Here is a 20,099-nt window from a genome sequence, read left to right as displayed (position 1 = left end):
GAGTAGTATGGGTCAAGTGCGAACGTGCATCAGCTGCCGATCGCTCGCCCCAAGGTCAGAACTCACGCGCATTGTCGTAGTTGAGGGCAAGCTCCTGGTAGACCGGGAAGCTAGCCAACCTGGCCGCGGGGCATGGCTGCATCCGAAGCTCGAATGCGTGAATAACGCACTCGAGCGGCGGGCCTTCCGAAGGGCCTTGCGAATCAGGGATGCGGACGACACCGACGTACGGAAGTACGCCGCACTATTGGCCGAGGCGCCCGCCTCGGCTCAGACAGCAAAGGTTGTTGATCGGACTATGGACCAATCATGAGTGGCTCACGATGAGGCACAACCGAAGTTATTAGGTCTGCTCCCCACCGGGGCAGGCCCTGGTGAGGAGAAAAGTGGCAAAACCACGCGTACATGAGATCGCCGCCGAACTAGGCGTCGAATCGAAGGTCGTTCTATCGACCTTGCAGGAAATGGGCGAGTTCGTGAAGACGGCTTCGTCCAGTGTCGAGCCCCCGGTCGCCCGTCGCCTCCGCGACGAGTTCAAGCGACGCGCCGCAGCCGGCGAGGGCTCGTCAAACGATGCACCGGCCGCTGCCGCACCGGAGAAGTCGCAGGCGGCTCCGGCCCAGCCCGCGGCAAAGCCGGCCGCAACCCCGGGTGCACCGAAGCCAGGCCAGCGCGCCGCGGCTCCGAAGCCCGGCCAGAAGCCAGCGCCGACTCCGGGTCAGCGTTCCGCGGCTCCGAAGCCCGGCCAGAAGCCCGCGCCCAAGCCCGCGCAGAAGTCTGGCGCACCGAAGCCCGCTGCGCAGACCGAACAGCGTCCGCGCTCGGGCGTCGCACCGACCCCGACTCCGGCCGCGGCCGCGGAGACCCCGGCAGCACCGCCGACTCGCTCGTCGGTCGCGCCGACTCCGACCCCGTCGGACAAGGATGCTCAGGGTCAGGCACCAAAGCCCGGCCGCGCCTCGGCTCCCAAGCCTGGCGCGTCGGCACCGAAGCCGGGCCAGGGCGCACCGAAGCCCGGCCAGGACTCGAATAAGCCAAGCCCGAACGCGATGCCGCGCCCGCGCGGACCGCGCCCCGGCAACAACCCCTACGCATCCGCGCAGGGAATGGGCCGTCCCCGCGGCGGCAACAACCCGTTCAGCTCGAAGCAGGGCGGCGGCCCCGGCCAGCGCCAGGGTGCTCCGCGCCCGGGCGGCTCAGGTGGCGCGGGTGGCAGTGCCCCCAAGCCCGGCACGAGCCCGCGCCCCTCGGCACCGCGCCCAGGTCAGCCGCGCGTACTTCCCGGTGAGCGCCCACAGGGCCCGAACCGCGGTCGCGGCGGTGCTGGTGGCGGCGGCGGTCGTCCCGGCGCTGGTGGCGGCGGCTTCACCACTGCGCGTCCCGGCGGCGCGCCTGCCGGTGGTGGCGGTGGCGGTCGCGGCGGTGGTCGTCGCGGCGGTACCGCTGGCGCCTTCGGTCGCGGCGGTAGCAAGTCCAAGGCACGAAAGTCGAAGCGGACGAAGCGGGCAGAATTTGAGCTGCGGGAGGCACCGTCGATTGGCGGCGTCAAGGTACCTCGCGGTAACGGCGACACCCCGATTCGCCTGCGTCGCGGCGCATCCATCTCGGACTTCGCCGACAAGATCAATGCATCGCCCGGTGACCTCGTAACTGTGCTGTTCCACCTCGGTGAGATGGCAACCGCAACCGAGTCGCTCGATGAGGCCACGTTCGAGATCCTCGGTGAAGAGCTCGGCTACCGCATCGAAGTTGTCTCGCCCGAGGATGAAGACCGCGAGCTGCTCGAGGACTTCGACATCGACCTCGAGGGTGAAGAGGCAGAGGAATCGGATGACGACCTCGAGCCGCGCCCGCCGGTCGTGACCGTCATGGGTCACGTCGACCACGGTAAGACCCGACTGCTCGACGCGATTCGTCGTGCCGACGTGGGCGCCGGTGAAGCCGGTGGCATCACGCAGCACATCGGTGCGTACCAGGTGTGGGGCGAGCACGACGGCGTTCGCCGCGCGATCACCTTCATCGACACCCCGGGTCACGAGGCCTTCACGCAGATGCGTGCTCGTGGTGCGAACGTCACCGACGTCGCGATCCTCGTGGTCGCCGCGGACGACGGCATCATGCCTCAGACGATTGAGGCGTTGAACCACGCACAGTCGGCCAATGTGCCGATCGTCGTCGCGGTCAACAAGATCGACGTCGAGGGTGCCAACCCGCAGAAGGTTCGTTCGCAGCTGACCGAGTACGGTCTCATCGCCGAAGAGTTCGGCGGCGACACCATGTTTGTCGACGTGTCGGCAAAGCAGGGTGACGGCATCCACGAGCTCATCGACTCGGTGCTGCTTACCGCTGACGCATCGCTCGACCTGCGCGCCAACCCGAACAAGGATGCGCGTGGTACGGCAATCGAGGCGAAGCTCGACCGCGGTCGTGGCTCGGTCGCGACCGTGCTCATCCAGTCGGGTACGCTGCGCGTCGGTGACTCGATCGTCGCTGGTACGGCCCACGGTCGTGTGCGTGCGATGTCGGATGAGAACGGTGACGCGGTCGAGGCCGCAGGGCCCTCGCGTCCGGTACAGGTACAGGGCCTCAGCTCGGTACCTCGCGCCGGTGACACCTTTATCGTTACCGACGATGACCGCACCGCACGCCAGATCGCCGAGAAGCGCGAGGCCGTTGAGCGTAACGCTCAGCTCGCGAAGGCTCGCAAGCGCATGTCGCTTGAGGACTTCACCCGCGCGCTCGAAGAGGGCAAGGTCCAGTCGCTCAACCTCATCCTTAAGGGTGACGCCTCCGGTGCCGTCGAGGCGCTCGAGGACTCGCTCCTCAAGATCGAGGTGGACGACACCGTTCAGCTGCGGATCATCCACCGTGCGGTGGGTGCGATCAGCGAGTCGGACGTCGACCTCGCGACCATCGACAACGCGGTGATCATCGGCTTCAACGTTCGACCCGACCAGAAGGCGCGCGCGAAGGCCTCGTCGGAAGGCGTCGACATCCGCTTCTACTCGGTCATCTACGACGCGATCGAGGACATCGAGAAGTCCCTCAAGGGCATGCTCGAGCCCGAGTACGAAGAGGTCCAGTCCGGTGTGGCGGAGATCCGCGAGATCTTCCGCTCGTCCAAGTTCGGCAACATCGCCGGCTGTCTCGTGCAGTCGGGGACGATCACCCGCAACGCGAAGGCGCGCATCCTGCGCGACGGCGTTGTGGTGGCCGACGGACTTGCGATCGAGTCGCTGCGCCGCTTCAAGGACGACGTGACCGAGGTCCGCGAAGGCTTCGAGTGCGGTATCGGCCTCGGCAAGTTCAACGACCTGCAGATCGGTGACGAGATCGAGACGACCGAAATGGTGGAGAAGCCTCGTGACTGATAACGGCCGCGCAGCGCGTCTGGCCGACCGCATCAAGGTGCTGGTGGCGAAGATTCTCGAGCGTGGGATCCGCGATCCCCGCTTGGGCTTCGTCACCCTCACCGATGTGCGAGTGACCGGCGACCTGCAGCACGCGACGATCTTCTACACCGTGTACGGCACGGACGAGGAGCGAAAGAGCTCGGCCGTTGCGCTCAAGCGCGCGACCGGGCGCATCCGCTCGGAGGTCGGCAAGAACCTCAACATTCGACTCGTGCCGACCCTCGAGTTCGTCCACGACGCTCTCCCCGAGAACGCCGCTCACCTCGACGATCTGCTCGCGAAGGCTCGCGAGCAGGACGCCGCTGTGGCGCGTGAACGCGAGGGGAAGTCCTACGCGGGCGACGAGAACCCATACGAGACCGAGGAAGACAGCTAGCGCTGCTTCGCTTTGTATCTGGCCATCTGGATGGTGTGCGCGATTGACTCGATCGCGACTCACCGGCAGATGGCCAGTTCCGTTTCCGGCGAGCCGTGGCACTGCGCTAGTGCGGGAGACGGATGCGCGATCCGTCGCGTTGCGCGAGGCCGTCGCGTACGAGGTCCTCAGCGAGCTGGAGCGTTCGGTTGGCGTGGGCGACGTCGACCGTGCCCGACGCGGCTGGTACACCTGACGCCTCGACGAACTCGGGGAGGTCCGCAAATACGACGCCGTCGGGATGCTCTCGCAGCACCGCCATGACGCGCCCGCGAAGCTGGCGGTCGGAGCCTTCGAACTTGGCCTGAACTCGCGGCTTCTCGGTCGCCGCGGGGTAATCCCGCTCGCGCCAGGTACACAATTCCGCGATCGGGCACGCCTCGCACAGCGGCTTCTTGGACTGGCACTTCACCGCGCCGAGCTCCATTGCACCCGCGTTCCAGAGCTTCGCGCGTGCCGGGTCTTCCGGTAGCAACGCCAGCATCTCCCGCTCGTCACGCTTCGAGTTCGCCGGCCATGCCACGGCCTCGCCGTGTATCGCCCGGGCGAGCACGCGCCGCACGTTGGTATCGACCACAGGCTCTCGCCGCAAGAACGCGAAGGATGCGACGGCGGCAGACGTGTAGGCGCCGATCGCTGGCAGGGCGAGCAGCGCATCCCGATCGGACGGTACCGAACCGCCGTGTTCCGCGACGATCGCGACAGCGCAGCGATGTAGGTTGACTGCCCGGCGCGGATAGCCGAGGCGGTCCCAGCGACGAATTACCTCGGCAACTGGCGCCTCGGCCATCGCGGCGGGCGTCGGCCAGAGCTCCATGAACTCGCGCCACTTGGGTTCGACGCGCGACATCTGCGTCTGCTGTGACATCACCTCGCTCACGAGGATGCCCCACGCGCTGCAGTCCGGGTCGCGCCAGGGAAAGGGGCGCTGATTCGCCTCGAACCAGGCGATTACACGCTCGACGATCTCGACGCTGCGGTCCGCGGAAGTTGCGTCATCCGACCGAACCGATGCAATCAGAGCCGGTTCATTCATCGTGCCGTGCGTCCACTCGCCGGCCATCGCTGTGCGGCCCGGCATCCGTCGAGTTCAGTAACCGATCCGTTCGCCAGGGGTCGACGCGGCGCGCGACCTCGGACGCGGTAAGAAACTCGCCAGTGCGCGAAACCTCGTGCACGAGAGCCACCATCGCCTCGTGAATCGGGGCGCGCATCCGCACCGAAGCCGCGGCACGAACCACCGCGCCATCGAGATCGTCGATCTCTGTGGGCTGGCCGCGACGGATCGACTGCAGCGTGGATGCGGGGTTCGGCACGTACCCAAAGGCGGTGGCGAGCCGCCCGGTCACGACCTCCAGCGCGTGTCCGGCGCGGATCCGCGCGACGTGCGCCGGCTCGATGACGCCGACACCGCCGAAGCGCACTCGCGTGGCATCGCCCACGCGCACCGCGTCCGTGAGCGCGTCGGCCAGGATGCTGTGCAGCAGTGGATGCCGGCACACGGCTTGAACGCTCGTCCCGGTGATTGCCGGCAAGGCATTCACGTGGTTCACGAGCAGCTTCGACCACAGTGCTCCGTGCATGTTCGGGATGCTCACGCTCGGCACGGCGTCGTTCATCGCGCGCGCAATTGCCGCGGCGGCATCACCCTCGGCGGGATGCGCGTGGCCTACTCGCATCCCGCCGAGCCCGGTCAGCCGCACGCGATTGTTTGCGATGCGAGTCGAGGGGAACAGCGCGAGCCCGGCGAATATCCCGGCGCCATCCACGCGGCCGAGCAGTTCCGCGGCGCGCTGCGGGCCCTCCAGGCCGTTCTGCAGGAGCAGCACCGGCTTGTTCGCGGTCGCTGCGGCGTGCGAGACCAACGCCTCACGCGTGGCGTACGTGCGGACGGCGACGAGCACCAGCTCGGCATCCGCAGGGGGAGTGTCGGCGACCCGCAGCCGCGCGGTGTGATCACCGCGTGCTCCCGTGAGGATGAGCCCTTCGGATGCGATCAGCTCGGCGGTGCGCGAACGAGCGATTGCCGTGACATCGTGCCCGGCACGATCGAGGAGAGCCGCGAGTGCCCCGCCAACGGCGCCGAGCCCGATAACCGAAATGCGCATCCCACCCCCAAGACCAGGCGAGTCTACCGCCAGGCGCGAGCCGCGAGCGAACTAGACTGGCCGGACTATGTCTTCCCGACCCCTTGCGCCGCACGGCCTCCTTCCCCTCGACAAGCCCGGCGGCATCACGAGCCACGACCTGGTCGCTCGCACGCGCAAGGCACTCGGCACGCGCAAGGTCGGGCATGCCGGCACGCTCGATCCCATGGCGACCGGGCTCATGCTGCTCGGCGTCGGCGATGCCACGCGCCTGCTCACGTTTTTCGTCGGGGCCGACAAGACCTACGAGGCCACGGTCCGCTTCGGGATCGCCACGTCGACCGAGGATGCGGACGGGGAGGTTACCGAGGTATCGGACATCGACGCGATAGCCGCGATTACGTCAGAGCGCATCCTCGAGGCGGCGGCACAGCTCACCGGAGATATCGAGCAGGTGCCGAGCGCCGTCAGCGCGATCAAGGTCAACGGGCGGCGGGCGCACGAGCGCGTGCGCGCCGGCGAAGACGTGCAGCTCAAGGCGCGCCCGGTCAGCATTTACGCGATCGAGCTGCTCGGGATTGAGCAGGTGGATGCGGACCTCGACTCGGTCGAGAGGGCAGCGGTCGTGGATGCTCGGATTCGCGTGGATTGCTCCTCAGGAACGTACGTTAGGGCGCTCGCGCGCGATCTCGGCGCCAAGCTCGGGGTCGGCGCGCACCTGACGGCGCTGCGACGCACGCGCATTGGCGACCTCACGCTCGCGGATGCGCGCCACCTCCCGTCGCGCGAGGAAATCGACGCGGGGTCGCCACCACCGAAACTCATCCGGCCGGCCGAGGCGATTCGCAAGCGCTTCGAGGTCGTGCAAGTCGACGAGGCCCAGGCGAAAGCGCTGCGATTCGGTCAGCGCATCCCCGCGCCCGAGGGCTTTGCCCAGTACGAGGGCCCGCTCGCCGTCGCCGACGCCGATGGCGAGCTGATCGGGCTCGTCGAGATCCTCGCGGGTAAGACGAAGGCCATCATGAACATGCCCGAGCGGGCTGCGGCAACGCGGCCATCCGAGGCCGAGCAGACACCAGACACGGCAGGAAAGGGCGGGGCCGACGCGAAATGATCGAGTGGTTCACCTGGGTTCAATTCGGTATCGGCATTCTGGCCGGATTGATCTGCCTTTTCGCGGCGTTTGCCGACCGCAAGCCGAGCGATTTCACGGCCGGATCCGTCGTGGTGGTTGGTGTGTTGACGATTGTGCAGCTGGTCATGGCGCTCGTGGCCCCGCTATTCGGCAATCGCATTCAGGGCGACGGTATCGAGTTCTGGATGTACATGATCACGGCTGCGATCATCCCGCCCGCGGCAATTCTCTGGGCGCTGATCGAGCGCACTCGCTGGTCGAACGCGGTTCTCGCCATCGCGGCCTTCGCGGTCGCGGTAATGGTGTTCCGGATGCAGCAGATTTGGGTGGACGCGGGCGCGTTCTTCGGGGCATAGCGCCGGGTGGAATACTGGAGTAATCATGCCCACGAAAACTGACGTGCAGACCGAGCCCAAGACCGGCGCGTCCCGCATCCTTGTCGCGGTCTACATCGTTCTCTTCTTGGCCGCGACCGGCCGGAGCATCGTGCAGATTGCGCGTGACTTCGATGCCGCGCCGCTCGCATACTCGCTGAGCCTCGTCGCTGCGGTCGTGTACCTCGTCGCGGGAATCAGCCTCGCACTTGCGCACCGAAGCAATACGTGGCGGACGGTCGCGTGGATCGCGCTGACCTTTGAGCTGGTCGGCGTGTTGGCCGTCGGCGTCTTGTCTGGAACTCACCCCGAGTTGTTCCCCGCCGACACGGTGTGGAGCGGATTCGGTCGCGGATACGTGTACATTCCTTTCGTGCTCCCTCTGCTCGGAATCTCCTATCTTGAATCGATGCGCACCTCGCGTGGGAAGGCGGTTGTCGCATGACGGTCGTGACTAGCCCGGCGGAGTTTCCCGCCGACATCGGACCAACGGTCATCACGATTGGTAAGTTCGACGGGCTCCATTTCGGGCATCGACGCCTGATCTCTGAGCTTCGTCTTGAGGCAACAAAACGAGACCTCGCTCCGGTAGTCGTGACGTTTGACCGTCACCCGATGCAGCTGTTCGCGCCGGAGAAGGCGCCCACGGCGCTCGTCTCCATCGAACAGAAGACGGAGCTGATCGCGAAGCAGAATGTCGCTGCGATCGTGGTGCTCGAGTTCACGCGCGAGCTGTCGAACATCCCCGCCTACGAGTTCGTTCGCGACCTGCTCGTCGGCCAGCTCGGGATGAAGGCCATCGTCATCGGCCGCGACTTTCACTTCGGCCACAAGGGCCTCGGCGACGTCGATTTCCTGATCGATCATGCCCACGAGTTCGGCTACGAGGTCGTCGTAGTGGACGACGAGATCGGCGAGAACGGCCGCCGCGCATCATCCACGTGGGTTCGCGAGTGCCTCGAAGGCGGCGACGTCGAAAGCGCGACCGAGGTGCTCGGCCGCTACCACGACATCCGCGGCACCGTCGTGCACGGCGCCAAGCGCGGCCGCGAGCTAGGGTTTCCCACCGCCAACCTCGAGCCCGAGACGCTCGAGGGATTCATCCCGGCCGACGGCGTGTACGCGGGCTGGTTGCATCTCGGCGAAGAGTCTTACCCGGCGGCGATCTCCATCGGGAATAACCCGACGTTTGACGGTGTGCCGCAGAAGCAGGTCGAGGCGCACATCATCGACGTGTCGGGCATCGATATTTACGGCGAACGCGTCCACGTCTCGTTCGTGCACCGGCTTCGCGGCATGGAGAAATTCGACTCGCTCGAGGCGCTCATCGAGCGGATGCAGCAGGACGTCGACGAGACCCGCGTGCTGCTCCGCGGCGACTAGACGAGCGAGCGGCGCCCGAACAGGTGCATGATGATTTCCCCGGCCGTGGCGTCGATCGGGGAGCCCTGGCCAACGAGCCAGCGGGCGTCGGTGGCGCGCAGCGAGTGTTCCTTGGCGATGCGGGTGTTCTTCCCACCGCGGGGCGACTCCGCTTGCACGCGCGCAACTGCGCCGGTCGATCGCGGGCTGAGGCGAATCGGCAACTCGAGGGCCTCGGTGATGTCGTAGGTGTGCACGACCGCCTCGGTCAGTTCGATGAAGCCGATCCGGCCGTGGCCCTGCAGCTTTTCCGCCGCAATCTCGCGCAGCCGCTCGATGAGTTCGACACGGGGAGACTTGCCGACCTCGATGCCAATTTGGCTGATCGACTTGGCGATGTTGAATCCGGCGCGACCGAGGTTCTTGATGCTCCGGCGCATCATCGTGCCGTTCGCCTCGCCGACGCGCCACACGATGTGGCCGACGACGTCGCGCACGCGCCAGTCGTCGCACAGGCTCTGCGCCTCCCACTGCTCGTCAGTGAGGGTCTCGAGCAGTTCGGCGAGACGTTCGAGGGTCGTGGCGATGTGCGCACTCCAGTCACCCGAACTCTTCTTCGTTGGGCGCGAGTACGCCTCATCGCTAACGGGGATGTGTTCGGGATCGAGAGGAGTTGTCACGGCCGCCATTATTGCACCGCTGGCGATAGAGATCTCGGCCCGGCGATTCGCCCATGTTGATTCCCAGGCGCTACACTGTTCAGGACGCCTGCATTCTAGGGATCTCTGTATATCCCCGAGTCCGCGTCACCACGAATAAGTCGTCGTTGACGGCAACGTTTTTTGGTCGCACCGTTGAGAGAACGCGCGGCCTGACATCGGCTCCTCGAGCCGGATTGTTCACCGAAGGAGGGGCATGACGCCCAAAACCCGATCGCGTTTGAACCAGCACGCTTCGCGACGCCGTCAGCGGAACCCGCTCGACAACACCGGCATAATCCCGCAGCTGGCCAAGGCCGCACGCGAGGTCGAGGCTGCCGCGGCGCGCGGCCGCGTCTCCCCGGCGAATCGGACGAAGTTCCAGGTCGCAGCGCTCCTCATGCGCGAGGAGCGCACGCGGTTGAAGACGGATACTTCCGTGACCGACAAGGAGCGCGACGAGTCGATGAAGCGGCTCGATGGGCTGGCCGCCATCCTCGCGAAGACGGCGGCCCGCGACACGACGCTGATCGCGCTGTTGGATGCGAAGGCACCTACGACCCCGCAGGCACGCGAGCTGCGCAAGCAGATGCTCTTCGCGGGCGGCGTCGACATGGTCGTCGACGAGCCCGTCGAGGAGGAGGCACCCAAGGAGGGCTTCGAACAGAAGATCCTCGAGCGGCAGGTGCTCCCCGTGAGCGTCAAGTCGCGCGTGCGCTCCTCGCCGTTCCTCGCGCCCGATCTCAGCAAGATTCGCCCGCTCGAGGAACACTACTCGCGGCTGCGCAATTGGGAGCTGCTGAGCTCGCTGCTCAAGGCCTTCGAGACCGGCGCCGGCGGGGGAGCCGCATCGATGGACCTCCCCGAGTCTCCGCGCTTCGACCGCGTGGCGCCGCAGGGCCAGGAGCTCATGCCGCACCAGGCGCAGCTGATCGAATCCGTCCGTGAGGGGCACCGCACGTTCCTCCTCGCCGACGAGCCGGGCCTCGGAAAGACGGCCCAGAGCATCCTCGCCGCCTCGGTGGCGGATGCGTTCCCGCTCCTGTGCGTCGTGCCGAACGTCGTGAAGACAAACTGGCAGCAGGAGGTCGAACGCTGGACGCCGGGTCGCCGCGCGACCGTGATCTCGGGCGATGGCAACGACGTGGACGCCTTCAGCGACGTGTTCATCGTCAACTACGAGATTCTTGACCGGCACATTGGCTGGCTGCGAAAGATCGGCTTCCGCGGCATGGTCGTGGACGAGGCCCACTTCATCAAGAACCTGCAGTCGCAGCGCTCGCGCCTCGTGCTGCAGCTGGCGCAGTCAATTCGCCAGCACATCCCGGGTGTCGAGCCGCTGCTGATGGCGCTCACGGGTACGCCGCTCATCAACGACGTCGAGGACTTCAAAGCCATCTGGCAGTTCCTCGGCTGGCTCGATGGCGACAAGCCCGCGCCGACACTGATGGATGCGCTCGATGAGACCGGCCTCGTGCCATCCGATGCGGGATTCCTGGCCGCGGGCCGCCGCGCGGTGATCGACCAGGGCATCGTGCGTCGTCGCAAGATCGACGTCGCGAAGTCTCTCCCGTCGAAGCGCATCATCGACATGCCGGTCGAGCTCGATTCCGAGGAAGGCAACTCGATTCGGAAGTCGGAGCGGCTGCTCGTGGAGCGTCTGCTTGGGCGTTACGATCGCATGATTGCCGCGGCGGATCTGCCCGCAGACACGGTCGACGAGAACCGGCTTCGAATGCTGGCGCGTCAGGAAATCGAGGAATCAAAGGTCTCTTCGGCGGGCGACTCGATCTTCTCGATGCTGCACCGCATCGGTGTCGCGAAATCGGAACTCGCTGCCGAGTACACCGCGCAGCTCGCGCACTCGGTTGGCAAGGTCGTGTTCTTCGCAAAGCACATCGAGGCGATGGATCGCGCCCAGGCGGTCTTCGAGCGCGAGGGCGTGCGGACGGTCTCGATCCGCGGCGACCAGACACAAGTTGCGCGCGACCGTGCGATCGAGTCGTTCCAGAAGGACTCCGAGGTCCAGGTCATCATCTGTTCGCTGATGGCGGCCGGCGTCGGTATTAACCTCCAGGTCGCGAGTGACGTCGTCCTCGCCGAGCTCAGCTGGACCGCGGCGGAGCAGACCCAGGCGATCGACCGCGTCCACCGCATCGGGCAGGATGAACCGGTCACCGCATGGCGCATCCTCGCCTCCCAGACCATCGACGTGCACGTCGCCGAGCTCATCGACTCCAAGCAGGGCCTCGCGGCCCGGGCCCTCGAGGGCACGGACGAGGGCGAGATCCAGAGCGAGGACATCCAGGTCGAGGCGATCGTGAAGATGCTGCTGCGCGGCCTCGAGCACAGGTTGGGCAACTGAACAAGCCTTTCGGCACATAGTCGGTCACTTCGACACAGATTTGGGATACTCGGGGCCGTAGACTTTGTCTCGGCAATGTAGCCACCGATATCGACGAAGGTGAGACCAATAAAAATGGCTGATCAGGAGTTCCGTGTAGAGCAGGATTCGATCGGGGAGATCAAAATCCCCGCCGACGCGTACTGGGGCGTGAATACCGCCCGCGCCGTCGAGAATTTTGATATCTCACGTCGCCAGATCAACGTCTATCCCGACTTCCTCGTCGGCCTCGCGCAGGTGAAACAGGCCGCGGCGCGCGCGAACCTCGAGACGGGGGAGCTCGACGCCGAACGCGCCGACCTCATCGACCGCGCTTGCCAGGACATCATTGAGGGTCAGCTCCACGACCAGTTCATCGTCGGGGTCATCCAGGGCGGTGCCGGTACGTCGTCCAACATGAACGCCAACGAGGTGATCGCGAACCGAGCGCTCGAGCTCGCCGGTCGCCCGCGCGGCGACTACGCATACATGTCGCCGAACGACCACGTGAACCTCTCGCAGTCGACGAACGACGCCTACCCGTCCGCGGTGAAGCTCGGGCTCGTGCACTCGACGCACAACCTCATTGCGGAATACCAGCTGCTGCAGGACTCGCTGCGCAAGAAGGGCTACGAGTTCCGCGACGTCCTCAAGGTCGGCCGCACGCAGATGCAGGATGCGGTGCCCATGACATTGGGGCAGGAGTTCCACGGCTTCTCCGTCACGATCGGTGAAGATATCCAGCGACTGCGTGATGTGCAGCCGCTCCTGCTCGAGCTCAACCTCGGCGCGACTGCGATCGGCACCGGAATCAACACGCATCCCGGATACCGCGAAGCGGTGATCAAGCACCTTCGCGACATCACGGGGTACGAGTATCTGCAGACTGCGACCGACCTGATCGAGGCGACGAGCGACACGGGCGTATTCATGTCGCTGTCCTCAGTAATGAAGCGCGGCGCGATGAAGCTCTCGAAGATCTGCAACGATCTGCGCCTGCTCTCTTCGGGCCCGCAGGCCGGGTTCGGCGAGATCAACCTTCCCGCTCGCCAGGCCGGCTCCTCGATCATGCCGGGCAAGGTGAACCCGGTGATCCCGGAAGCCGTGAACCAGGTCGCATTCATGATCGCCGGTGGTGACGTCGCAATTTCGTTCGCTTCCGAGGCAGGCCAGCTGCAGCTCAACGCATTCGAGCCGGTTATGATGCACACGCTGATGCAGAACTCGGTCTGGCTGCGTCGCGCGATGCGCACGCTGCGCGTCAACGCCATCACCGGCATCACGGCCAACGCGGAGAAGACCGCGGCCCAGGTCGCCTCCAACATCGGTCTCGTGACCGCGCTGAATCCCGTGATCGGTTACGCAGCCGCCTCGCGAATTGCAAAGACGGCGCAGCGCACGGGCGAAAACGTGGCCGACCTCGCCGTCTCCGAGGGGCTCATGAGCCGCGAACAGGTGGACGCGATGCTCGTGCCCGCCGTACTCGCCGGGCCGCACCCGGATGCCGGCGCGGAGTTCTTGTCGGACGACGAAATCGCCGAGCGCGAGCGCAAGATCGATTCGCTCGACACGACCGAGCTCGCGCACTTCTTCTAAGTCGCGCGCCTCCGCCCGGAGGAACCGCGGCGGCGAAGATGCGAATGGTCCCGAACGCAGTCGGCGTTGGGGACCATTCGTGTGTTTGGCACGACCGAATTTCGGTGCGTGCTTGCTCGGTGCGTGCTAGCTCAGTGCTAGCTAGCTCCGTGCGTGCTCGCTCGACGCGCTAGTCGCGCCGATTTCGCTCGTCCGCGTGGCCCTCGTCCACCATCTCGTCTTCGACGGAGTCGTCGAGGTCCGCGAGTGCCTCGGCGCGCATGTCACCGACGGCGACCACGTTCTGCGCCTGGAACTCGATGCTGCGTTCCTTGGTGTGGTCCACCCATTCTTTGGCGGAGGTGCGCGCTTCCTCGAGGCTCGTCCTGGCATCCTCGGTGCGGCGGAGGAGTTCCTCGCGGAGCTCTTCGGCCGTGTGGACGACCTTGGACTCGAACTCCTTGGAGGATTCCGACACGCGGCCGGAAAGCTTCGCGAGCTGATCGGTGGCAGCGTCCGTGCCCCGTTGGGCGAGATCAACTGCGCGCTGGGCTGGGGCGGATTCGGCGGCGACGGTTGCGGCTCGCTTGATCTGCTCGTATCGCTCACGCCCCGCGCGTGCACCGAGAACGAAACCGATCCCGGCGCCGACGATAAACATCAATCGCTTCATGCCTCTAATCTACCGGTCTCGATCTTGATTGCCGTGCAAGTAAGGCAGGGCGTGGTGGGAGGGGGAGCGTGACAGTCAGGCTACGCTTTGCCATGATTGATCCCTGATCTTCCTTGAACACGTAGTGGAAACTTTTTGAATTCATCAACCGCCCCGACCGGCGCGCAGCACCACCGGTTTTTTCGGCTTCCGCGAGCGCCTCTCGTTTGGTGGACCGTCCTCGCAATAGTGGTCATCATCGGCCTCGTTGTCGTTGGCTGGCTGCTCGTGACGTGGAAGGTCGACGCGATCATCATGGTGATCCCGGCACTGATTCCACTGACGCTGTCGCTGATGGCCGTTCGTTGGTTGGACCGCTGGGAGCCGGAGCCGACGTTACTGCTGCTGTTCTGCTTCATCTACGGCGCGGGTGCCTCGATTCTCGGCACGCTCATCGGGGGTAACTTTCTTCTCGACGTTGCCCGGGAGTATCTCGGCGACGACGGCGCGGTGGATGCGTTTTCGATCTTGGTGCAGGGGCCGGTCCTCGAAGAGGTGATTAAGGGCGCGGGCCTGCTCGTCCTCCTGCTGATCGCGCGCCGCGAGTTCAATGGACCGCTCGATGGCTTCATCTATGGCGCGATTATTGGCGCGGGTTTCGCCTTTACCGAAAACATCGTCTACTTCGCATCCTCCGGGTCAACCGGCGCGGATTTCGTATGGCTCCTGGTGGTGCGCTGCATCCTGTCGCCCTTCGCTCATGTGCTCTTTACCGGCATGATCGGTATGCCACTCGGTTGGGCCGCGCGTCGCAGCGAGCCGTGGCGCTACGTCGTCGGGTTCCTCGGCGGCCTCGCCTTCGCGATCGCCCTGCACGCGCTGTGGAACGGTGGCAGCGTCCTCGTGCTGCCGTGGCTCGGGATCGAGCCGACGAACCCCTTCGGCTGGGTCGTCTATTACGTGCTCGTGCAGGTGCCAATCTTCCTGATCGCCGGCTGGTTCCTCATCAAGCTTCAGGAGCACGACCAGCAGGTCATTCAGTTGCGCCTGGGGGAGTATCGCAAGGCCGGTTGGTTCACGGCCGGCGAGATCCGGATGATCACCGACTGGCCGGTGCGCCGCTCAACGCTGCGTTGGGCGCGCGATCAACCCGAGGAAGTTGGGGATGCCATGCGCGGGTTCATCAGCGACGCCACCGCTCTCGCGTTCGCTCGCGAGCGGGCCTCCGTCAACAAGAAGGATCCGAATCGTCGCACGCGGGAGAAGGAGCTACTTGAGTCGACGCGTGTGCACCGAGAGGTGTTGGCGGATGCACGCAAGCGGCGTCACGCGGACAAATAGGAAAAAAGTGTGTTTGGCTTGTGTGCATGACTGAACTGCAGAAACCAGAGATCGATTTCCCCGACGGCCCCGCGCCCACCATGCTCGAGATCGAAGACATCGTCGTCGGTGACGGCGTTGAGGCCGCGAAGGGCGGCACCGTGAAGGTGCACTACCTCGGCGTGGACTACGAGTCGGGCGATGAATTCGATTCCTCCTGGTCACGTGGCGAGGCAGTCGAGTTTCCGCTCGCGATGCTCGTCAAGGGCTGGCAGATGGGCATCCCGGGGATGCGCGCTGGCGGCCGACGCAAGCTGACCGTTCCTCCCGCACTGGCCTATGGCGAGACTGGTGGCCACCCGCTGGCGGGTCGCACGCTCATTTTCGTTATCGATCTGCTCGACGCGAAGTAGTAATACCCCGTAACTTTCCTGGTACGCTAGGGAGGTTGCCGTGAATCGGCCGCGGAATCAGAGAGTTTTCGAAATTGGTTTGAAAACGCCGCGCAGCGAACGAAAGGGGCTCACGCCAATGGCGCTGAACGCAGAAAAGAAGAAAGCCATCATCGACGAGTACGCAACTCACGAGGGTGACACCGGTAGCCCCGAGGTTCAGATCGCGCTCCTGTCGGCTCGCATTAGCGAACTCACCGAGCACCTCAAGGAGCACAAGCACGACTTCCACTCGCGCCGCGGTCTCCTCCTGCTCGTGGGTCAGCGTCGCCGTCTCCTGAGCTACCTCACGGATGTCGACATCAACCGCTACCGTGCGCTCATCGAGCGCCTCGGCCTGCGCCGATAAGACACCGCGACGTCGGATCGTTGAACAAGCCCCCGCAACTTGCGGGGGCTTTTTCGTATCAGGGCATGTTCGTATCTGTGAGCTCTCGCGAACATGACGAAGCGTGTCGGCCAATTGTGACGCCAAGCGACAATTCGACGACGCGCATCGCCGCTCGGTCATACAGTCGGAGCGACGCCGAAAAGGCACCCGCATCCATCGAATTCCTGCAGAGAGAGTGACCATGACTGAATTTTCGAGCCTTACGCGAGTGATCCGAGCTGGAATTGAAACGGACACGAGCCAGGGTGCAGTCGTGCCGCCGCTCTACAGCTCGTCCAACTACACGTTCGCCGAGTTCGGCGTTCCTCGCGAGTTCGACTACACCCGCTCCGGTAACCCGACTCGCGCGCTCCTCGGGGATGCGCTGGCCGAGCTCGAGGGCGGCGCGGGCGCGACTATCGTCGCCACCGGCATGGGCGCGGTGACGCTCTCGCTCATCTCCCTCCTCGAGCCGGGCGATGTCGTCGCCTACCCGCACGACTGTTACGGCGGTAGCTGGCGTGTATTCGAGCAGCTCGGGGCAAAGGGACACTACGTCTTCGAGGCCGTTGACTTCTCCGACACCGAGGGTGCCGCCGCGCGCCTGCGCGAACTGCACCCGAAGCTCGTCTGGCTCGAGACCCCCTCGAACCCGCTGCTGCGCATCACCGACGTCGAGGCGATCTCGGCCGTCGGCCACGAGCTCGGCGCCGTCGTCGTCGCCGACAACACGTTCCTTCCGCTCGTGCAGCGCCCGTTCGACCTCGGCGTCGACGTGATCGTGCACTCGGTGACGAAGTACCTCAACGGCCACTCGGACGTCGTGCAGGGCGCCGTCATTGGCAAGACCCAGGAACACGCCGATCTCTTTAACTGGTGGGGCAACGTGCTCGGCCTCACCGCGAGTCCGGCCGACTCGCACCTCGTCCTGCGCGGCCTACGCACCCTGGAGGTGCGCATCCAGCGACACCTCGAGAACGCGCTCGCCGTCGTCGAGGCGATCAAAGACCACCCCGCGATCAAGCATGTCTACTTCCCGGGCCTCGAATCGCACCCGGGTCACGAGATCGCCGTCAAGCAGCAGAACGGCTTCGGCGCGATGCTTTCACTCGAGCTCGTGGGCGGCGAGGATTCGGCACGCCGCTTCGTCGAGGCCACGGAGCTGTTCAGCCTCGCCGAGTCGCTCGGCGGCACGGAGTCGCTCGTCGCGCACCCGGCCACGATGACCCACGCATCCATGACACCCGAGGCCCAGGAGGCCGCCGGGATTACGAGGGGTCTGCTGCGCTTCTCGATCGGAATTGAGCCCGCGGCCGACATCATCGCCGACCTCAAGGTTTCCCTCGACGCGGCCGTGCTCGAGGAATCGCTCAGCCCTGCGCTGGGCAACTAGCATCCCTGGCCGGGGTGCCCTGGTACGATCAAAAAGTTCGTATTCACCCGCGCGCAGATTAGCTCTTGCTGATCTTCGGTGGCGGCACCCCGGCCTACCTCTGAGAACCGGTGAGCTCCTACTGACGGTCAGCCCTGGTCGGCAGAATCGGCCAGGTTGGTGCTGTGTGCGTGCGGACGACACAAGGAGATGACCTTTGGAAGGTCCAGAAATCAAGTTCGCCGAGACCGTTATCGACAACGGTAAATTCGGCACCCGCACCGTACGTTTCGAAACCGGCCGCCTCGCACAGCAGGCGCAGGGTTCGGCCGCGGCGTACCTCGACGGCGAGACCATGTTGCTCAGCGCAACGAGCGTCTCGAAGAACACCAAGGAAAACTTCGACTTCTTCCCGCTTACCGTGGACGTCGAGGAGCGCAGCTACGCGAAGGGTGAAATCCCCGGCTCGTTCTTCCGCCGCGAGGCCCGCCCCTCGACCGACGCGATCCTCGCGTGCCGCCTGATCGACCGCCCGATGCGCCCGTCGTTCATCGACGGCCTCCGCAACGAGGTACAGATCGTGATCACGGTCATGGCGATCGCCCCGAACGAGACCTACGACGTCCTCGCCGTCAACGCGGCGTCGATGTCCTCGCAGATCTCGGGCGTCCCGTTCTCGGGCCCGATCGGCGCAATTCGCATTGCGCTCATCGAAGGCCAGTGGGTCGCATTCCCGACCTACTCGCAGGTCACCGAAGAGGCGACGTTCGAACTCACCGTTGCCGGCCGCCTGATCACCCGGAAGGACGGCACCGAAGACATCGCCGTCATGACGGTGGAGGCGCAGGCCCCTGAGAATGCTTGGGAGCTCATCCAGAACGGTGCCACGAAGCCCGACGAGCAGGTCGTCGCGCAGGGACTCGAGGCGTCGAAGCCCTTCATCACGCAGCTGATCAAGGCACAGCTCGACGTCGCCGGCCAGGTTAACAAGCAGGTTCAGGAATACCCGACCTTCCCGTCGTACACCGACGAGCTGCTCGCGGTCGTCACCGAACTCGCGCAGGAAGACCTGAAGGGCGTCTACCAGATCGCCGACAAGATCGCGCGCCAGGATGCGGATGACGAGCTCAAGGGCCGCGTCAAGGAGGCCGTTGCGGCCAAGGTCGAGGCTGGCGAGCTGCCCGAGAACTCGAACGCGCAGGTCTCGGCGGCGTACAAGTCGGTCACGAAGGACATCGTTCGCGGTCGCATCCTGACCGAGGGCGTCCGCATGGACGGCCGTGGCGTTACCGACATCCGTCAGCTCGACGCCGAGGTGGACGTCATCCCGCGCGTCCACGGTTCGGCGATCTTCCAGCGCGGCGAGACCCAGATCCTGGGCGTCACCACGCTGAACATGCTCAAGATGGAGCAGCAGATCGACTCGCTGTCGCCGCAGAAGTCGAAGCGCTACATGCACCACTACAACTTCCCGCCGTACTCGACCGGTGAGACCGGCCGCGTTGGTTCGCCGAAGCGCCGCGAAATCGGTCACGGTAACCTCGCCGAGAAGGCGCTCGTCACGGTGTTGCCCGCCCGCGAGGAGTTCCCGTACGCAATCCGCCAGGTCTCGGAGGCGCTCGGTTCGAACGGCTCGACCTCGATGGGCTCGGTCTGCGCATCCACGCTGTCGCTGCTCAACGCTGGTGTGCCGCTTCGCGCGCCGGTCGCGGGCATCGCGATGGGCCTCGTCTCGGCCGAGGTCGATGGCGAGACGCAGTACCGCGCGCTGACCGACATCCTCGGCGCTGAAGACGCGCTTGGCGACATGGACTTCAAGGTCGCAGGCACCGCCGAATTCATCACCGCGCTTCAGCTCGACACCAAGCTCGACGGCATCCCCTCGGAGGTTCTCGACTCGGCGCTGCAGCAGGCACACGACGCACGCATCGAGATCCTCGACCGTGCGATCAACCCCGTGATCGACGAGCCGGACGAGATGGCGGACACCGCACCGCGCATCATCTCGGTGCAGATCCCTGTCGACAAGATCGGTGAGGTGATTGGGCCCAAGGGCAAGATCATCAACCAGATCCAGGAAGACACTGGCGCGGACATCTCGATCGAAGACGACGGCACCGTGTTCATCGGCGCGAGCGACGGCCCCTCGGCCGAGGCCGCCCGCGACGCGGTCAACGCGATCGCGAACCCGCAGGTTCCTGAGGTCGGCGAGCAGTACCTCGGTACCGTCGTCAAGATCGCCTCGTTCGGCGCGTTCGTCTCGCTGCTCCCGGGCAAGGACGGCCTCCTGCACATCTCGGAGGTGCGAAAGCTCGTTGGTGGCAAGCGCGTCGAGAACGTCGAGGACGTGCTCTCGGTGGGCCAGAAGATTCTCGTGCGCATCACCAAGGTTGACGACCGCGGCAAGCTTTCGCTTGAGCCGGTCGACGAGGAAGAGGACGTTCCGCACGACGCCTAGTTCGTCGGCCGGCGAGCCACTCGTCCACACCTA

Annotated in this window: 18 protein-coding genes; 14 read left to right on the top strand and 4 right to left on the bottom strand. The window is 65.4% G+C overall.

All coding sequences use genetic code 11. The annotated features are described in order from the left end of the window. Window positions 1-7: 7 nt before the first annotated feature. The 3 genes from GMOLON4_RS05475 to rbfA all read left to right on the top strand — a co-directional run bounded on the left by GMOLON4_RS05475 (window position 8) and on the right by rbfA (window position 3,789). Window positions 8-313: a YlxR family protein gene (locus GMOLON4_RS05475; protein WP_084147256.1), complete on the top strand. Its 306-nt coding sequence runs from the start codon at window positions 8-10 to the stop codon at window positions 311-313. Between the two features lie 73 nt (window positions 314-386). Next, complete coding sequence (infB, locus tag GMOLON4_RS05470; RefSeq protein ID WP_026935618.1) at window positions 387-3,371, top strand: translation initiation factor IF-2; 2,985 nt, start codon at window positions 387-389, stop codon at window positions 3,369-3,371. Beyond that, window positions 3,364-3,789: a 30S ribosome-binding factor RbfA gene (gene rbfA, locus GMOLON4_RS05465; protein WP_026935619.1), complete on the top strand. Its 426-nt coding sequence runs from the start codon at window positions 3,364-3,366 to the stop codon at window positions 3,787-3,789. Before infB ends, rbfA begins: the two co-directional genes overlap by 8 nt. Before the next feature lie 106 nt (window positions 3,790-3,895). Here rbfA and GMOLON4_RS05460 read toward each other — a convergent pair whose 3' ends face one another. Next, window positions 3,896-4,864: an HhH-GPD family protein gene (locus tag GMOLON4_RS05460; RefSeq protein ID WP_084147265.1), complete on the bottom strand. Its 969-nt coding sequence runs from the start codon at window positions 4,862-4,864 to the stop codon at window positions 3,896-3,898. Further along, a complete protein-coding gene (locus GMOLON4_RS05455; RefSeq protein WP_051265821.1) occupies window positions 4,857-5,936 on the bottom strand; it encodes a ketopantoate reductase family protein in 1,080 nt (359 codons plus the stop codon). Before GMOLON4_RS05455 ends, GMOLON4_RS05460 begins: the two co-directional genes overlap by 8 nt. Window positions 5,937-6,003: 67 nt before the next feature. Between GMOLON4_RS05455 and truB the strand changes: the two genes are divergently transcribed. The 4 genes from truB to GMOLON4_RS05435 are packed head-to-tail and all read left to right on the top strand — an operon-like array spanning window position 6,004 to window position 8,807. Further along, window positions 6,004-7,029 carry a tRNA pseudouridine(55) synthase TruB gene (gene truB, locus GMOLON4_RS05450; RefSeq protein WP_084147257.1) on the top strand — a complete coding sequence of 342 codons (1,026 nt, stop codon included), beginning with the start codon at window positions 6,004-6,006 and terminating at the stop codon, window positions 7,027-7,029. After that, window positions 7,026-7,406 carry a hypothetical protein gene (locus GMOLON4_RS05445; RefSeq protein ID WP_026935621.1) on the top strand — a complete coding sequence of 127 codons (381 nt, stop codon included), beginning with the start codon at window positions 7,026-7,028 and terminating at the stop codon, window positions 7,404-7,406. Before truB ends, GMOLON4_RS05445 begins: the two co-directional genes overlap by 4 nt. 25 nt (window positions 7,407-7,431) lie before the next feature. After that, a complete protein-coding gene (locus GMOLON4_RS05440) occupies window positions 7,432-7,869 on the top strand; it encodes a hypothetical protein (RefSeq protein WP_026935622.1) in 438 nt (145 codons plus the stop codon). After that, window positions 7,866-8,807 carry a bifunctional riboflavin kinase/FAD synthetase gene (locus GMOLON4_RS05435; protein ID WP_026935623.1) on the top strand — a complete coding sequence of 314 codons (942 nt, stop codon included), beginning with the start codon at window positions 7,866-7,868 and terminating at the stop codon, window positions 8,805-8,807. Before GMOLON4_RS05440 ends, GMOLON4_RS05435 begins: the two co-directional genes overlap by 4 nt. Here the strand turns inward: GMOLON4_RS05435 and GMOLON4_RS05430 are convergent. Then, window positions 8,804-9,466, bottom strand: a complete 663-nt coding sequence (locus GMOLON4_RS05430; protein ID WP_169516423.1) for a maleylpyruvate isomerase family mycothiol-dependent enzyme — start codon at window positions 9,464-9,466, stop codon at window positions 8,804-8,806. The genes GMOLON4_RS05435 and GMOLON4_RS05430 overlap by 4 nt on opposite strands. A 235-nt stretch (window positions 9,467-9,701) precedes the next feature. On the opposite strand from GMOLON4_RS05430, the gene GMOLON4_RS05425 reads away from it, so the two are divergent. Then, window positions 9,702-11,849, top strand: a complete 2,148-nt coding sequence (locus tag GMOLON4_RS05425; RefSeq protein WP_026935625.1) for a DEAD/DEAH box helicase — start codon at window positions 9,702-9,704, stop codon at window positions 11,847-11,849. Between the two features lie 114 nt (window positions 11,850-11,963). After that, window positions 11,964-13,463 carry an aspartate ammonia-lyase gene (locus GMOLON4_RS05420; protein ID WP_035731277.1) on the top strand — a complete coding sequence of 500 codons (1,500 nt, stop codon included), beginning with the start codon at window positions 11,964-11,966 and terminating at the stop codon, window positions 13,461-13,463. A gap of 169 nt (window positions 13,464-13,632) precedes the next feature. On the opposite strand, the gene GMOLON4_RS05415 is transcribed toward GMOLON4_RS05420, so the two are convergent. Continuing rightward, window positions 13,633-14,115, bottom strand: a complete 483-nt coding sequence (locus GMOLON4_RS05415; protein WP_035731280.1) for a hypothetical protein — start codon at window positions 14,113-14,115, stop codon at window positions 13,633-13,635. A 135-nt stretch (window positions 14,116-14,250) separates the two neighbouring features. Between GMOLON4_RS05415 and GMOLON4_RS05410 the strand changes: the two genes are divergently transcribed. The 5 genes from GMOLON4_RS05410 (at window position 14,251) to GMOLON4_RS05390 (ending at window position 20,066) form a co-directional block, all read left to right on the top strand. Beyond that, window positions 14,251-15,435 carry a PrsW family intramembrane metalloprotease gene (locus tag GMOLON4_RS05410; RefSeq protein WP_146137537.1) on the top strand — a complete coding sequence of 395 codons (1,185 nt, stop codon included), beginning with the start codon at window positions 14,251-14,253 and terminating at the stop codon, window positions 15,433-15,435. Window positions 15,436-15,461: 26 nt separating this feature from the next. Further along, a complete protein-coding gene (locus GMOLON4_RS05405; protein ID WP_035731283.1) occupies window positions 15,462-15,827 on the top strand; it encodes an FKBP-type peptidyl-prolyl cis-trans isomerase in 366 nt (121 codons plus the stop codon). A gap of 118 nt (window positions 15,828-15,945) precedes the next feature. Continuing rightward, window positions 15,946-16,215, top strand: coding sequence for a 30S ribosomal protein S15 (gene rpsO, locus GMOLON4_RS05400; protein WP_026935627.1), 270 nt, complete (start codon window positions 15,946-15,948; stop codon window positions 16,213-16,215). Window positions 16,216-16,438: 223 nt separating this feature from the next. After that, window positions 16,439-17,629, top strand: coding sequence for a cystathionine gamma-synthase (gene metB, locus GMOLON4_RS05395; protein WP_026935628.1), 1,191 nt, complete (start codon window positions 16,439-16,441; stop codon window positions 17,627-17,629). A 196-nt stretch (window positions 17,630-17,825) separates the two neighbouring features. After that, the gene (locus tag GMOLON4_RS05390; protein ID WP_026935629.1) at window positions 17,826-20,066 is read left to right on the top strand and encodes a polyribonucleotide nucleotidyltransferase; all 2,241 of its coding nucleotides are present in this window, start codon (window positions 17,826-17,828) and stop codon (window positions 20,064-20,066) included. Window positions 20,067-20,099: the final 33 nt, after the last annotated feature.

It is taken from the genome of Gulosibacter molinativorax (assembly GCF_003010915.2).
Lineage (GTDB): Bacteria > Actinomycetota > Actinomycetes > Actinomycetales > Microbacteriaceae > Gulosibacter > Gulosibacter molinativorax.
The sequence above is the reverse complement of the archived record's forward strand: the minus strand, read 5'-3'. Positions and strand labels throughout refer to the sequence as shown.

Excerpts from the sequence above, each read along its gene's own strand:
- GMOLON4_RS05420 (WP_035731277.1), top strand. The coding sequence starts at position 11,964 with ATGGCTGATCAGGAGTTCCGTGTAGAGCAGGATTCGATCGGGGAGATC.
- GMOLON4_RS05435 (WP_026935623.1), top strand. The coding sequence starts at position 7,866 with ATGACGGTCGTGACTAGCCCGGCGGAGTTTCCCGCCGACATCGGACCA.
- GMOLON4_RS05445 (WP_026935621.1), top strand. The coding sequence starts at position 7,026 with ATGATCGAGTGGTTCACCTGGGTTCAATTCGGTATCGGCATTCTGGCC.
- GMOLON4_RS05460 (WP_084147265.1), bottom strand. The coding sequence starts at position 4,864 with ATGAATGAACCGGCTCTGATTGCATCGGTTCGGTCGGATGACGCAACT.
- GMOLON4_RS05440 (WP_026935622.1), top strand. The coding sequence starts at position 7,432 with ATGCCCACGAAAACTGACGTGCAGACCGAGCCCAAGACCGGCGCGTCC.
- GMOLON4_RS05455 (WP_051265821.1), bottom strand. The coding sequence starts at position 5,936 with ATGCGCATTTCGGTTATCGGGCTCGGCGCCGTTGGCGGGGCACTCGCG.
- GMOLON4_RS05405 (WP_035731283.1), top strand. The coding sequence starts at position 15,462 with ATGACTGAACTGCAGAAACCAGAGATCGATTTCCCCGACGGCCCCGCG.
- GMOLON4_RS05425 (WP_026935625.1), top strand. The coding sequence starts at position 9,702 with ATGACGCCCAAAACCCGATCGCGTTTGAACCAGCACGCTTCGCGACGC.
- truB (WP_084147257.1), top strand. The coding sequence starts at position 6,004 with ATGTCTTCCCGACCCCTTGCGCCGCACGGCCTCCTTCCCCTCGACAAG.
- rpsO (WP_026935627.1), top strand. The coding sequence starts at position 15,946 with ATGGCGCTGAACGCAGAAAAGAAGAAAGCCATCATCGACGAGTACGCA.
- GMOLON4_RS05415 (WP_035731280.1), bottom strand. The coding sequence starts at position 14,115 with ATGAAGCGATTGATGTTTATCGTCGGCGCCGGGATCGGTTTCGTTCTC.
- GMOLON4_RS05475 (WP_084147256.1), top strand. The coding sequence starts at position 8 with ATGGGTCAAGTGCGAACGTGCATCAGCTGCCGATCGCTCGCCCCAAGG.
- metB (WP_026935628.1), top strand. The coding sequence starts at position 16,439 with ATGACTGAATTTTCGAGCCTTACGCGAGTGATCCGAGCTGGAATTGAA.